The organism is Pseudomonas sp. Sample_10, assembly GCF_004321495.1.
GTDB lineage: Bacteria > Pseudomonadota > Gammaproteobacteria > Pseudomonadales > Pseudomonadaceae > Aquipseudomonas.
This window is the reverse complement of record NZ_RCOE01000229.1, coordinates 1-14,330: the sequence shown is the minus strand read 5'-3', so window position 1 is coordinate 14,330 and position 14,330 is coordinate 1. Positions and strand designations below refer to the sequence as shown.

Below are 14,330 nucleotides of genomic sequence, written 5' to 3'. Positions count from 1 at the left end.
ATGGTGCCAACGTTGACGTGCGGTAGGGAACGATCAAATTTTTCTTTAGCCACGACAATTAACTCCTAGCCTAAAGGGGCTGAATCAGCCTTGTTTTTTGGTAACGGTTTCGACGATGTGCGACGGAGCCGTATTGTATTTTTTGAATTCCATAGAGTAGCTTGCGCGACCCTGGGACATCGAACGAACGTCGGTCGCATAACCGAACATCTCGCCCAACGGAACTTCAGCACGGATAACCTTACCGGAAACCGTATCTTCCATACCCAGGATCATGCCGCGACGACGGTTAAGGTCGCCCATCACGTCACCCATATAGTCTTCAGGCGTAACAACCTCTACCGCCATGATCGGCTCGAGCAACTCACCACCGCCCTTCTGGGCCAGTTGCTTGGTCGCCATGGAAGCAGCCACCTTAAACGCCATCTCGTTCGAGTCGACGTCGTGGTAAGAACCATCAAACACGGTAGCCTTCAGGCCGATCAGCGGATAGCCGGCAACAACACCGTTCTTCATCTGCTCTTCGATACCCTTCTGGATAGCCGGGATGTATTCCTTAGGAACCACACCACCCACTACTTCGTTCAGGAATTGCAGACCTTCCTGACCTTCGTCAGCAGGTGCAAAACGAATCCAGCAGTGACCGAACTGGCCACGACCGCCGGACTGACGAACGAACTTGCCTTCGATTTCGCAGCTCTTCGTGATGCGCTCACGATAGGAAACCTGAGGCTTACCGATGTTGGCTTCGACGTTGAACTCACGGCGCATCCGGTCAACCAGGATGTCCAGGTGCAACTCGCCCATGCCAGAGATGATCGTTTGACCAGTCTCTTCATCAGTTTTGACGCGGAAAGACGGGTCTTCCTGAGCAAGCTTGCCCAGAGCGATACCCATTTTTTCCTGGTCATCCTTGGTCTTAGGCTCTACGGCAACCGAAATAACCGGCTCCGGGAAGTCCATGCGAACCAGGATGATTGGCTTGTCAGCGTTGCAGAGGGTTTCACCAGTGGTGACGTCCTTCATGCCGATCAGGGCCGCGATGTCACCAGCGCGTACTTCCTTGATCTCTTCGCGGGCGTTTGCGTGCATTTGCACCATACGACCCACGCGCTCTTTCTTGCCTTTAACCGAGTTGATCACGCCGTCGCCGGAGGCCAACACGCCCGAGTAAACTCGAACGAAGGTCAAGGTACCCACGAATGGGTCGGTAGCGATCTTGAACGCCAGAGCCGAGAACGGCTCGTTGTCGTCTGCGTGACGCTCCATCTGCTTTTCCTCGTCATCCGGGTCAGTACCCTTGATGGCAGGAATGTCAGTTGGTGCAGGCAGGTAGTCGATAACGGCGTCGAGAACCAGGGGAACACCCTTGTTCTTGAAGGAAGAACCGCAAACAGCCAGAACGATCTCACCAGCGATGGTACGCTGACGCAGAGCGGCCTTGATTTCCTCGATGGAGAGCTCTTCGCCTTCGAGGTACTTGTTCATCAGCTCTTCGCTGGCTTCGGCCGCAGCCTCAACCATGTTGCTGCGCCACTCTTCAGCCAGCTCCTGCAGTTCAGCAGGGATAGCTTCGCGACGCGGAGTCATGCCCTTGTCAGCATCGTTCCAGTAAACCGCTTCCATGGTCATCAGATCGATCTGACCCTGGAAGTTGTCTTCGGAACCGATAGCCAACTGGATCGGCACCGGAGTGTGACCCAGGCGCTGCTTGATCTGGGCGATCACGCGCAGGAAGTTCGCGCCGGCACGGTCCATCTTGTTCACGTAAACGATACGTGGAACACCGTACTTGTTGGCTTGACGCCATACGGTTTCGGACTGAGGCTCAACGCCGGAAGTACCACAGAACACAACGACAGCGCCGTCGAGTACACGCAGGGAACGCTCAACTTCAATAGTGAAGTCTACGTGACCCGGGGTATCGATGACGTTGAAGCGGTATTGGTCCTTGTGCTGCTTCGCAGAACCCTGCCAGAAGGCGGTAATAGCAGCAGAAGTAATGGTAATACCACGCTCCTGCTCCTGAACCATCCAGTCTGTGGTCGCGGCGCCGTCATGCACCTCGCCCATCTTGTGACTTTTGCCAGTGTAAAAAAGGACGCGCTCGGTGGTGGTGGTTTTACCAGCATCCACGTGAGCAACGATACCAATGTTACGGTAGCGATTAATCGGTGTAGTACGAGCCATAAAGCCCTCGCAAAATTAGTGACGCTAAAATTAGAAGCGGTAGTGCGAGAAAGCTTTGTTAGCTTCAGCCATACGGTGCACGTCTTCACGCTTCTTAACTGCAGCACCTTTACCTTCGGCAGCGTCCAACAGTTCGCCAGCCAAACGCAGAGCCATAGACTTCTCGCCGCGCTTGCGAGCGAAGTCTACCAACCAGCGCATTGCCAGAGCGTTACGACGGGACGGACGAACTTCAACCGGAACCTGGTAAGTAGCACCGCCTACACGGCGCGACTTTACTTCGACCAGCGGAGCGATGGCGTCGAGAGCTTTCTCGAAGATTTCCAGGGGGTCGCTGTTCTTGCGTTCTTTAACCTTTTCCAGCGCGCCATAAACGATACGCTCGGCAACGGCTTTCTTGCCGCTTTCCATCACGTGGTTCATGAACTTGGCCAGGATTTGGCTTCCGTATTTTGGATCGTCAAGCACTTCGCGCTTGGCTGCTACGCGTCTTCTTGGCATGGATAAGCCCTCAAACGGTCTTCAGGTTCGCTCGGAATTGGTGCCCTATCAGGGACGCCTCCGACCTTACTCTTATCGACTCAGAAAAATAGAAATCAGTTTTTTGCAGCAAGCGACCATTACTTCGGACGCTTGGTACCGTACTTCGAACGACCCTGGTTACGACCTTTAACGCCGGAAGTATCCAAAGAACCGCGAACGGTGTGGTAACGAACACCTGGCAAGTCTTTTACACGACCGCCGCGGATCAGTACCACGCTGTGCTCTTGCAGGTTGTGGCCTTCACCGCCGATGTACGAGGAAACCTCGAAACCGTTGGTCAGACGCACACGGCATACTTTACGCAGTGCCGAGTTAGGTTTTTTCGGCGTAGTGGTATACACACGGGTGCACACGCCACGACGTTGCGGGCAGTTCTGCAGCGCAGGCACGTCGGATTTCTCGACGATACGCTTACGCGGCTGACGTACCAGCTGGTTGATAGTTGCCATCTACTAGCTCCACTGTTGTCTTGCGACGCTATTGTCTTGCAAGAAAAGCAAAATGGCAGGAACGAATTCCCGCCAAATTTAGGGGTACAAGAGTCTAAAGAGGATCTTGTCCCCAGTCAAGGCAAGGCCCCGACCTCCCCGCCCATCCAACCTCGACAAATTGTCGCGATTCGATGAACGGAGCTGCCAGGGCCTTACGCTCATTTATCGCAGAACTCAGTTACCGCTCGAGTTCAGCGCTTCGGTCAGTGCAGCTTCCACTTCACTGGCGCTTACGCGCAACGGCTTGTCGGCATCACGACGACGCTTACGCTCGCTGTGATAAGCCAGGCCGGTACCAGCCGGGATCAGACGACCCACGACCACGTTTTCTTTCAGGCCGCGCAGGTAGTCGCGCTTGCCGGTTACCGCCGCTTCGGTCAGTACGCGGGTGGTTTCCTGGAAGGAAGCCGCCGAGATGAACGATTCGGTGGACAACGACGCCTTGGTGATACCCAGCAGAACGCGAGTGAACTTGGAGACAAATTTGTCTTCGTTGCTCAAACGCTCGTTCTCTACCAGAACGTGAGTCAATTCCATCTGGTCGCCCTTGATGAAACTGGAATCGCCGGATTCAGCGATTTCAACTTTACGCAGCATCTGACGCAGGATGGTCTCGATGTGCTTATCGTTGATCTTCACGCCTTGCAGACGGTAAACGTCCTGGATCTCGTTAACGATGTACTTGGCCAGCGCACTCACACCCAGCAGACGCAGGATGTCGTGTGGGTCGCTCGGGCCGTCGGAGATAACTTCGCCGCGGTTTACCTGTTCGCCTTCGAACACGTTCAGGTGACGCCACTTCGGAATCAGCTCTTCGTACGGATCGCTACCGTCGTTCGGGGTGATGACCAGACGGCGCTTGCCCTTGGTCTCTTTACCGAACGCGATGGTGCCGCTGACTTCAGCCAGAATCGACGCTTCTTTCGGACGACGAGCTTCGAACAAGTCGGCAACACGCGGCAGACCACCGGTGATGTCACGCGTCTTCGAAGTCTCTTGCGGGATACGAGCGATAACATCACCGATCGCAATCTTCGCACCGTCCGCTACACCGACCAGGGCGTTGGCTGGCAGGAAGTACTGAGCGATTACGTCAGTGCCTGGCAGCAAAAGATCCTTGCCGTTGTCGTCGACCATCTTCACGGCAGGACGAATGTCCTTGCCGGCAGCTGGACGATCTTTGGCGTCGAGTACTTCAATGTTGGTCATACCGGTCAATTCGTCAGTCTGACGCTTGATCGTGATGCCTTCTTCCATGCCCACGTAGGTCACGGTACCTTTCATTTCGGTAACGATCGGGTGAGTGTGCGGATCCCACTTGGCCACGATTGCGCCAGCGTCGACCTTGTCACCTTCTTTAACCGAAATCACGGCACCGTACGGCAGCTTGTAACGCTCACGCTCACGACCGAAGTCATCAGCGATGGCCAGCTCACCGGAACGGGACACAGCTACCAGGTGACCATCCACGCGCTCAACGTGCTTCAGGTTGTGCAGACGGACGGTACCGCCATTCTTCACCTGAACGCTGTCGGCTGCGGAAGTACGGCTTGCCGCACCACCGATGTGGAACGTACGCATGGTCAGCTGGGTACCCGGCTCACCGATGGACTGGGCAGCGATAACGCCGACCGCTTCACCGATGTTCACCTGGTGACCACGAGCCAAGTCACGGCCGTAGCACTTGGCGCAAATGCCGTAGCGGGTTTCGCAGCTGATCGGCGAACGCACGATCACTTCGTCGATGCTGTTCAGCTCGATGAACTCAACCCACTTCTCATCTACCAGGGTGCCGGCAGGAACGATGACGTCCTCGGTACCTGGCTTGAATACGTCACGGGCAATAACACGACCCAATACGCGCTCACCCAGCGGCTCTACAACGTCACCGCCTTCAATGTGCGGAGTCATCAGCAGACCGTGTTCGGTGCCGCAATCGATCTCGGTTACAACCAGATCTTGCGCTACGTCTACCAGACGACGAGTCAGGTAACCGGAGTTCGCGGTTTTCAACGCGGTATCCGCCAGACCTTTACGAGCACCGTGAGTCGAGATGAAGTACTGAAGTACGCTCAAACCTTCACGGAAGTTCGCAGTAATCGGCGTTTCAATGATGGAACCGTCCGGCTTGGCCATCAGGCCACGCATACCGGCGAGCTGACGGATCTGAGCAGCAGAACCCCGTGCGCCCGAGTCGGCCATCATGTACATCGAGTTGAAGGACTCTTGGTCGACTTCGACGCCATGACGGTCGATGACTTTCTCTTTCGAGAGGTTGGCCATCATCGCCTTGGAAACTTCGTCGTTCGCCTTGGACCAAAGGTCGATCACTTTGTTGTACTTCTCGCCCTGGGTTACCAGGCCGGAGGCGTACTGACTTTCGATCTCTTTCACTTCGTCGGTGGCAGCACCGATGATGCGGGCTTTTTCATCCGGGATAACGAAGTCGTTAACACCGATGGAAACGCCGGAAATGGTCGAATAGGCAAAACCGGTGTACATCAACTGGTCAGCGAAGATCACGGTCTCTTTCAGACCAACCACGCGGTAGCACTGGTTGATCAGCTTGGAGATCGCCTTTTTCTTCATCGGCAGGTTGACGACATCGTACGACAGACCTTTTGGCACAACCTGGAACAACAGCGCACGGCCGACAGTGGTGTCGACGATACGGGTGTTGGTCACGCTGCCGCCATCACGGTCGTTGACAGTTTCGTTGATCCGCACTTTGACCTTGGCGTGCAGTGCGGCTTCGCCGGCACGGAACACACGGTCAACTTCCTGCAGATCCGCGAACACACGACCTTCGCCCTTGGCGTTGATCGCTTCACGAGTCATGTAGTACAGACCCAATACAACGTCCTGCGACGGAACGATGATTGGCTCACCGTTGGCTGGCGACAGAATGTTGTTGGTCGACATCATCAACGCACGCGCTTCGAGCTGGGCTTCCAGCGTCAGCGGTACGTGCACGGCCATTTGGTCACCGTCGAAGTCGGCGTTGTACGCGGCGCAGACCAGAGGGTGCAGCTGAATAGCCTTACCTTCGATCAGTACCGGTTCGAACGCCTGGATACCCAGACGGTGAAGGGTCGGTGCACGGTTGAGAAGAACCGGGTGTTCGCGAATCACTTCAGCGAGAACGTCCCAAACCTCTGGCAACTCGCGCTCGACCATTTTCTTGGCCGCTTTGATGGTGGTCGCCAGACCACGCATTTCCAGCTTGCCGAAAATGAACGGCTTGAACAGCTCGAGAGCCATCTTCTTCGGCAGACCGCACTGGTGCAGACGCAGGGTCGGACCTACGGTAATTACCGAACGACCGGAGTAGTCAACACGCTTACCGAGCAAGTTCTGACGGAAACGACCCTGCTTACCCTTGATCATGTCAGCCAGGGATTTCAGAGGACGCTTGTTGGAACCGGTGATAGCGCGGCCACGACGACCGTTGTCGAGCAGTGCGTCGACGGCTTCCTGCAACATACGCTTTTCGTTGCGCACGATGATGTCCGGAGCGGACAGATCCAGCAGGCGCTTCAAACGGTTGTTACGGTTGATCACTCGACGATACAGATCGTTGAGGTCGGAAGTCGCGAAGCGACCGCCATCCAGCGGGACCAGTGGACGCAGATCTGGCGGCAGAACCGGCAGAACGGTCAGCACCATCCACTCTGGCAGGTTGCCGGAACCCTGGAAGGCTTCCATCAACTTCAGACGCTTGGACAGCTTTTTGATTTTGGTTTCGGAGTTGGTTTGCGGAATCTCTTCACGCAGACGGCCAATCTCGTGCTCCAGGTCGATAGCGTGCAGCAGTTCGCGGACAGCCTCGGCACCCATGCGGGCATCGAAATCGTCGCCGAACTCTTCCAGCGCTTCGAAGTACTGCTCGTCGTTCAGCAGCTGACCTTTTTCAAGGGTGGTCATGCCTGGGTCGATAACGACGTAGCTCTCGAAGTAGAGAACGCGCTCGATATCACGCAGGGTCATGTCCATCAGCAAGCCGATACGGGACGGCAGCGATTTCAGGAACCAGATGTGAGCAACAGGCGAGGCCAGTTCGATGTGGGCCATACGCTCACGACGAACTTTTGCCAGCGCGACTTCAACGCCGCACTTCTCGCAGATCACACCGCGGTGCTTCAAGCGCTTGTACTTACCGCACAGGCACTCGTAATCCTTTACCGGGCCAAAGATCTTGGCGCAGAACAGGCCGTCACGCTCAGGTTTGAACGTACGGTAGTTGATGGTTTCCGGCTTTTTAACTTCACCGAACGACCACGAACGGATCATCTCAGGCGATGCCAATCCGATACGGATGGCGTCGAACTCTTCGACTTGACCCTGGTTTTTCAGCAAATTCAGTAGGTCTTTCAAGGCCTTTCCTCCTGGCGGAGCAGAGAGCGGGCAATCCTGCCCCGCTCTCGATTCGCGTCACGTGTTATTCGGTTTCCAGATCGATATCGATGCCGAGGGAACGAATTTCCTTGATCAACACGTTGAAGGACTCGGGCATGCCCGGCTCCATACGGTGATCGCCATCCACGATGTTTTTGTACATCTTGGTACGGCCGTTCACATCGTCCGACTTCACTGTGAGCATTTCTTGCAGAGTGTAAGCGGCACCGTATGCTTCCAGTGCCCAGACCTCCATCTCCCCGAAACGCTGACCACCGAACTGCGCCTTACCACCCAGCGGCTGCTGGGTAACCAGGCTGTACGAACCGGTAGAACGAGCGTGCATCTTGTCGTCTACCAAGTGGTTCAGCTTCAGCATGTACATGTAGCCAACGGTAACCGGGCGCTCGAACTTGTTGCCGGTACGGCCGTCGGTCAGCTGCATCTGGCCGCTTTCTGGCAGGTCCGCCAGTTTCAGCATGGCCTTGATTTCGCTTTCCTTGGCGCCGTCGAACACTGGAGTGGCCATCGGAACGCCGCCACGCAGGTTTTGAGCCAGATCCAGGATTTCCTGGTCCGAGAAGTCATCGAGGCTTTCCTGACGACCGCCGATCTCGTTGTAGATCTCGTGCAGGAACTTACGCAGCTCGGCAACCTTGCGCTGCTCTTCGATCATGCGGTTGATCTTCTCGCCCAGACCTTTGGCCGCGAGGCCCAGGTGGGTTTCAAGGATCTGACCAACGTTCATACGCGAAGGTACGCCCAACGGGTTGAGGACGACGTCGACCGGGGTGCCATTGGCATCGTGCGGCATGTCTTCAACCGGCATGATCACGGAGACCACACCTTTGTTACCGTGACGACCGGCCATCTTGTCGCCCGGCTGGATGCGGCGACGGATTGCCAGGTAAACCTTGACGATCTTCAGCACGCCTGGAGCCAGGTCATCGCCCTGCTGCAGTTTGCGCTTCTTGTCTTCGAACTTGTCGTCCAGCAGACGGCGACGATCAACGATGTAGGCCTGAGCCTTCTCGAGCTGCTCGTTCAGAGCATCTTCAGCCATGCGCAGTTTGAACCACTGGCCGTGCTCAAGACCGTCGAGTACTTCGTCGGTGATGTCCTGGCCTTTCTTCAGACCGGCACCGCCTTCGGCTTTGTGGCCGACCAGGGCGGAACGCAGACGTTCGAAAGTAGCACCTTCAACGATACGGAACTCTTCGTTCAAGTCCTTGCGGATCTCGTCCAGCTGAGACTTCTCGATCGACAGTGCACGCGCATCGCGCTCAACGCCGTCACGGGTGAAGACCTGTACGTCGATGACAGTACCCTTGGTACCGGTAGGTACACGCAGGGAGGTGTCTTTAACGTCGCTGGCTTTTTCACCGAAGATCGCACGCAGCAGTTTTTCTTCCGGAGTCAGTTGGGTCTCGCCTTTCGGAGTGACCTTACCCACCAGGATGTCGCCTGCGCCTACTTCAGCACCCACGTAAACGATACCGGCTTCGTCCAGCTTGTTCAGTGCGGCTTCACCCACGTTCGGGATGTCCGCAGTGATTTCCTCTGGGCCAAGCTTGGTGTCACGGGCCACACAGGTCAGTTCCTGAATGTGGATCGTGGTGAAACGGTCTTCCTGAACCACACGCTCGGACAGGCAGATGGAGTCTTCGAAGTTGAAGCCGTTCCATGCCATGAACGCGATGCGCATGTTCTGACCCAGTGCCAGTTCACCCATATCGGTGGACGGGCCGTCGGCCATGATGTCGCTACGCTGAACCCGATCACCCTTGCTCACCAGCGGACGCTGGTTGATGCAGGTGTTCTGGTTCGAGCGGGTGTATTTGGTCAGGTTGTAGATGTCGACACCGGCTTCACCGGTTTCAACTTCGTCATCGGCAACACGAACCACGATACGGCTGGCATCGACGGAATCGATCACGCCGCCACGACGAGCCACGACGCAAACGCCGGAGTCACGGGCTACGTTACGCTCCATGCCGGTACCTACCAGCGGCTTGTCAGCACGCAGGGTCGGTACAGCTTGACGCTGCATGTTCGAACCCATCAACGCACGGTTGGCGTCGTCGTGCTCGAGGAACGGAATCAGCGACGCAGCAACCGAAACTACCTGCTTCGGCGATACGTCCATCAAGGTGACGTCTTCCGGCGCCTTGACGGTGAACTCGTTCAAGTGACGAACAGCTACCAGCTCGTCGATCAGGACTTTCTTGTCGTTCATCGTGGCCGAAGCCTGAGCGATCACGTGATCAGCTTCTTCGATGGCGGACAGGAACACGATCTCGTCGGTGACCAGAGCGTCTTTCACCACACGGTACGGGCTCTCGAGGAAGCCGTACTGGTTGGTGCGCGCATAGGCAGCCAGGGAGTTGATCAGACCGATGTTCGGACCTTCCGGCGTTTCGATCGGGCAAACACGACCGTAGTGAGTCGGGTGTACGTCACGAACTTCGAAGCCTGCACGCTCACGCGTCAGACCGCCTGGGCCGAGTGCGGAGACACGACGCTTGTGGGTGATCTCGGACAGCGGGTTGTTCTGGTCCATGAACTGCGACAGCTGGCTCGAACCGAAGAACTCTTTCACCGCGGCAGCCACTGGCTTGGCGTTGATCAGATCCTGCGGCATCAGGCCTTCGCTTTCTGCCATCGACAGACGCTCTTTGACCGCACGTTCAACACGCACCAGGCCAACGCGGAACTGGTTCTCGGCCATTTCGCCTACGCAGCGAACACGACGGTTACCCAGGTGGTCGATATCATCGACGATGCCTTTACCGTTACGGATGTCGACCAGAGTCTTCAGAACCGCGACGATGTCTTCTTTGCACAGCACGCCCGAACCTTCGATCTCGGTACGACCGATACGACGGTTGAACTTCATCCGGCCGACCGCAGACAGGTCATAGCGCTCAGGGCTGAAGAACAGGTTGTTGAACAGGGTTTCGGCAGCGTCTTTGGTTGGCGGCTCGCCAGGACGCATCATGCGATAGATCTCGACCAGCGCTTCAAGTTGGTTGCTGGTGGAGTCGATCTTCAGCGTATCGGAGACGAACGGACCGCAGTCGATGTCGTTGGTGTACAGAGTTTCGATGCGAACAACGCCGGCCTTGGCGATTTTCGCCAGGATCTCGGTGTTCAGCTCGGTGTTGCACTCTGCCAGGATTTCGCCGGTAGCCGGGTGCACGATGACCTTGGCGGTAGTGCGACCCAGGACGTAGTCCAGTGGCACTTCCAGCTCTTTGATCCCGGCCTTTTCCAGCTGGTTGATGTGGCGAGCGGTGATACGACGACCTTGCTCGACAATAACCTTGCCTTTGTCGTCCTGGATGTCCAGAACCGCGATTTCACCGCGCAGACGCTGAGGTACGAGTTCCAGGCTCAGGTTCTCGCCTTTCACATGGAACACGTTGGTGGTGTAGAACGCGTCCAGCACTTCCTCGGTGGTATAGCCGAGCGCGCGCAGCAGTACCGATGCAGGCAGCTTGCGACGACGGTCGATACGCACGAACACGCAGTCTTTCGGGTCGAACTCGAAGTCCAGCCACGAACCGCGGTAAGGAATGATGCGCGCGGAGTACAGCAGTTTACCGGAGCTGTGCGTCTTGCCACGGTCGTGGTCGAAGAACACGCCCGGGGAACGGTGCAGCTGGGAAACGATTACACGCTCGGTACCGTTGATTACGAAGGTACCGTTCTCAGTCATCAGGGGGATTTCACCCATGTAGACTTCTTGCTCTTTGATGTCCTTGATCGCTTTGTTCGACGATTCTTTGTCGAAAATGATCAGGCGCACTTTTACCCGCAAAGGTACGGCGTAAGTTACACCGCGCAATACGCATTCTTTGACATCAAATGCCGGTTCGCCCAGACGATATCCGACGTACTCCAGCGCAGCATTGCCGGAGTAGCTGATGATCGGGAAAACGGATTTGAAGGCCGCATGCAGGCCCACGTCGCGGAACTGATCTTTAGTCGCTCCCGCTTGCAAGAATTCACGATACGAATCCAGCTGGATGGCCAGGAGGTACGGCACATCCATGACGTCCGGCAACTTGCTAAAGTCCTTGCGGATACGTTTTTTCTCAGTATATGAGTAAGCCATCAGCGTTCCCCAGCTTGGTCACCTGCTTGTTTGGCCCCTCCCGACGGGAGCAGCCAGAAAATCGTGCAAACCCCATGGTTTGCGCCACCGCATCGGGTGGTTACAACACGTTATCAGCACCGACCCAGTCGGCTGCCAATAACGGAAAAAGGCCGGTGGCAAGAGCCACCAGCCATCAGCCTGTCGCTTAACGCTCGGGCTGGAGGAGCAAAGTCGATGCTTACTTCAGCTCGACTTTAGCGCCTGCTTCTTCCAGAGCTGCTTTGGCTTTGTCAGCTGCGTCTTTGGCAACAGCTTCCAGAACCATGGCAGGAGCGCCGTCAACTACAGCCTTGGCTTCTTTCAGGCCCAGACCGGTCAGTTCACGTACTGCCTTGATCACGTTAACTTTCTTCTCGCCAGCTTCGGTCAGCATGACGTTGAATTCAGTTTGCTCTTCAACAACGGCAGCAGCAGCAGCTGGACCAGCCGATGCAGCAGCAGCAGTAACGCCGAATTTTTCTTCGAAAGCTTTGATCAGCTCAACAACTTCCATTACGGACATGTTGCCAACTGCTTCAAGGATATCGTTCTGAGAGATAGACATGAATCTAATTCCTGATATTGGGGACGGCCTACGCGACCATCGAAAAAAACAAAAAACGCGAGAAGTTGACGAGCCTTAGGCTGCAGCAGCTTCTTTCTGGTCGCGAATTGCCGCCAGAGTACGAGCCAATTTGCTGGTAGCGCCTTGAATCACGCTCATCAGCTGAGAAATTGCTTCGTCACGGGTCGGCAGAGTTGCCAGTACGTCGATTTGGTTAGCTGCGAGGAACTTGCCCTCGAACGCAGCTGCCTTGATCTCGAACTTGTCCTGACCCTTTGCGAACTCTTTGAAGATCCGGGCAGCAGCGCCTGGATGTTCCTTGGAGAATGCAATCAGGGTAGGGCCGGTGAACACGTCGTTGAGGACACTGAATTCAGTGTCAGCAACAGCGCGCTTGAGCAGGGTGTTACGTACAACACGTACGTAAACGCCAGCTTCACGAGCCTCTTTACGGAGTCCGGTCATCGCGCCTACTGTTACGCCACGGGCATCAGCCACGACAGCGGACAGAGCGACTTTGGCAGCCTCGTTGACTTCAGCGACGATGGCCTTCTTGTCTTCGAGTTTAATTGCCACGGGTTTAACTCCTGCTTGTTACCGTTTCATCTGGTCGAAACCGGATGTCGTTTTGGTGTCTGATTCGGTAAGGAACCGGGAGCACCATCTGCGTAGGCTTGTGGTTTAAGACTTGCGTCGCCTACGGTCTTGGATAGCCCCCGCCAGGCAGGGACCCCAATTTTTCAATTGGCGCAATCGCTTGCGCCAATCTGTGTCTTACGCGTCGAGCGAGCTTTGGTCGATGACCAGACCTGGGCCCATAGTGGTGCTCAGGGTAACGCGCTTGACGTAGATGCCTTTCGAGGAAGCTGGCTTGATACGCTTCAGATCAGCGATCAGGGCTTCAACGTTTTCCTTCAGCTTGACGGCGTCGAAGCCGATCTTGCCAACGGAAGTGTGAATGATGCCGTTTTTGTCGGTGCGATAACGAACCTGACCAGCCTTGGCGTTTTTAACCGCGGTAGCTACGTCTGGAGTTACGGTGCCGACTTTAGGGTTAGGCATCAGGCCACGTGGACCGAGGATCTGACCCAACTGACCTACAACGCGCATGGCATCCGGGGATGCGATCACTACGTCATAGTTCAGGTCGCCGCCTTTCATTTCAGCAGCCAGGTCGTCCATACCCACACGGTCAGCGCCGGCAGCCAGAGCGGCCTCAGCAGCTGGACCCTGGGTGAACACAGCAACGCGAACGGTCTTGCCAGTGCCGTGTGGCAGCACAGTAGCGCTACGAACAACCTGGTCGGATTTACGCGGGTCTACACCCAAGTTTACAGCAACGTCGAACGACTCGCTGAACTTGACAGTCGACAGCTCGGCCAGCAGAGCAGCGGCGTCTACAATGTTGTAGGCCTTGCCTGCTTCGATTTTGCCGGCGATAGCCTTTTGACGCTTGGTCAGCTTAGCCATTACACACCCTCCACGTTAAGGCCCATGCTACGAGCAGAACCGGCGATGGTACGCACGGCTGCTTCCATATCAGCTGCAGTCAGATCCGCGTTTTTGGTTTTCGCGATTTCTTCCAGCTGAGCACGAGTTACAGTGCCAACCTTAACGGTGTTCGGACGAGCGGAACCGCTGGTCAGACCGGCCGCCTTCTTCAGCAGAACCGAAGCAGGGGTGGATTTGGTTTCGAAAGTGAAGCTACGGTCGCTGTAGACAGTGATGATCACTGGAGTCGGCAGACCTGGCTCAAGACCCTGAGTACGGGCGTTGAAAGCCTTGCAGAATTCCATGATGTTCACGCCGTGCTGACCCAGAGCAGGACCAACAGGTGGGCTTGGGTTAGCCTGAGCGGCCTTCACTTGCAGCTTGATGTAAGCGGTAATCTTCTTGGCCATGAGGCACTCCAATTACGGGTTCAAACGCCTCGAAAGGCTCCCCGGTTACTTGCGCGTTTATCCCAGTGACGACAAAACCCCACAGCCTAAGGCTGCGGGGTTGGGAT

General features: G+C 56.1%; 9 protein-coding genes. All 9 read right to left on the bottom strand.

From position 1 onward, the window contains the following. Positions 1-84: 84 nt before the first annotated feature. The 9 genes from fusA to rplK all read right to left on the bottom strand — a co-directional run bounded on the left by fusA (position 85) and on the right by rplK (position 14,223). Positions 85-2,190 (bottom strand): elongation factor G, encoded by a 2,106-nt coding sequence (fusA, locus tag D8U18_RS23185; protein WP_046815908.1) that lies wholly within the window; start codon positions 2,188-2,190, stop codon positions 85-87. Positions 2,191-2,220: 30 nt separating this feature from the next. After that, on the bottom strand, positions 2,221-2,691 hold the full coding sequence (rpsG, locus tag D8U18_RS23180; protein WP_002555493.1) for a 30S ribosomal protein S7: 471 nt from the start codon (positions 2,689-2,691) through the stop codon (positions 2,221-2,223). A gap of 119 nt (positions 2,692-2,810) precedes the next feature. Then, positions 2,811-3,182, bottom strand: coding sequence for a 30S ribosomal protein S12 (rpsL, locus tag D8U18_RS23175; RefSeq protein ID WP_003186084.1), 372 nt, complete (start codon positions 3,180-3,182; stop codon positions 2,811-2,813). 216 nt (positions 3,183-3,398) lie between these two features. Then, positions 3,399-7,598: a DNA-directed RNA polymerase subunit beta' gene (gene rpoC / locus D8U18_RS23170; RefSeq protein ID WP_056855885.1), complete on the bottom strand. Its 4,200-nt coding sequence runs from the start codon at positions 7,596-7,598 to the stop codon at positions 3,399-3,401. Positions 7,599-7,662: 64 nt separating this feature from the next. Continuing rightward, on the bottom strand, positions 7,663-11,736 hold the full coding sequence (rpoB, locus tag D8U18_RS23165) for a DNA-directed RNA polymerase subunit beta (RefSeq protein ID WP_131108529.1): 4,074 nt from the start codon (positions 11,734-11,736) through the stop codon (positions 7,663-7,665). Positions 11,737-11,956: 220 nt separating this feature from the next. Then, positions 11,957-12,322, bottom strand: coding sequence for a 50S ribosomal protein L7/L12 (gene rplL / locus D8U18_RS23160; RefSeq protein ID WP_056855887.1), 366 nt, complete (start codon positions 12,320-12,322; stop codon positions 11,957-11,959). Between the two features lie 75 nt (positions 12,323-12,397). Beyond that, positions 12,398-12,898 (bottom strand): 50S ribosomal protein L10, encoded by a 501-nt coding sequence (gene rplJ, locus D8U18_RS23155; protein WP_007970413.1) that lies wholly within the window; start codon positions 12,896-12,898, stop codon positions 12,398-12,400. Between the two features lie 198 nt (positions 12,899-13,096). Then, on the bottom strand, positions 13,097-13,792 hold the full coding sequence (gene rplA, locus D8U18_RS23150; RefSeq protein ID WP_003228754.1) for a 50S ribosomal protein L1: 696 nt from the start codon (positions 13,790-13,792) through the stop codon (positions 13,097-13,099). After that, positions 13,792-14,223 carry a 50S ribosomal protein L11 gene (gene rplK, locus D8U18_RS23145; protein WP_007933726.1) on the bottom strand — a complete coding sequence of 144 codons (432 nt, stop codon included), beginning with the start codon at positions 14,221-14,223 and terminating at the stop codon, positions 13,792-13,794. The genes rplA and rplK overlap by 1 nt, the downstream gene beginning before the upstream one ends. Positions 14,224-14,330: the final 107 nt, after the last annotated feature.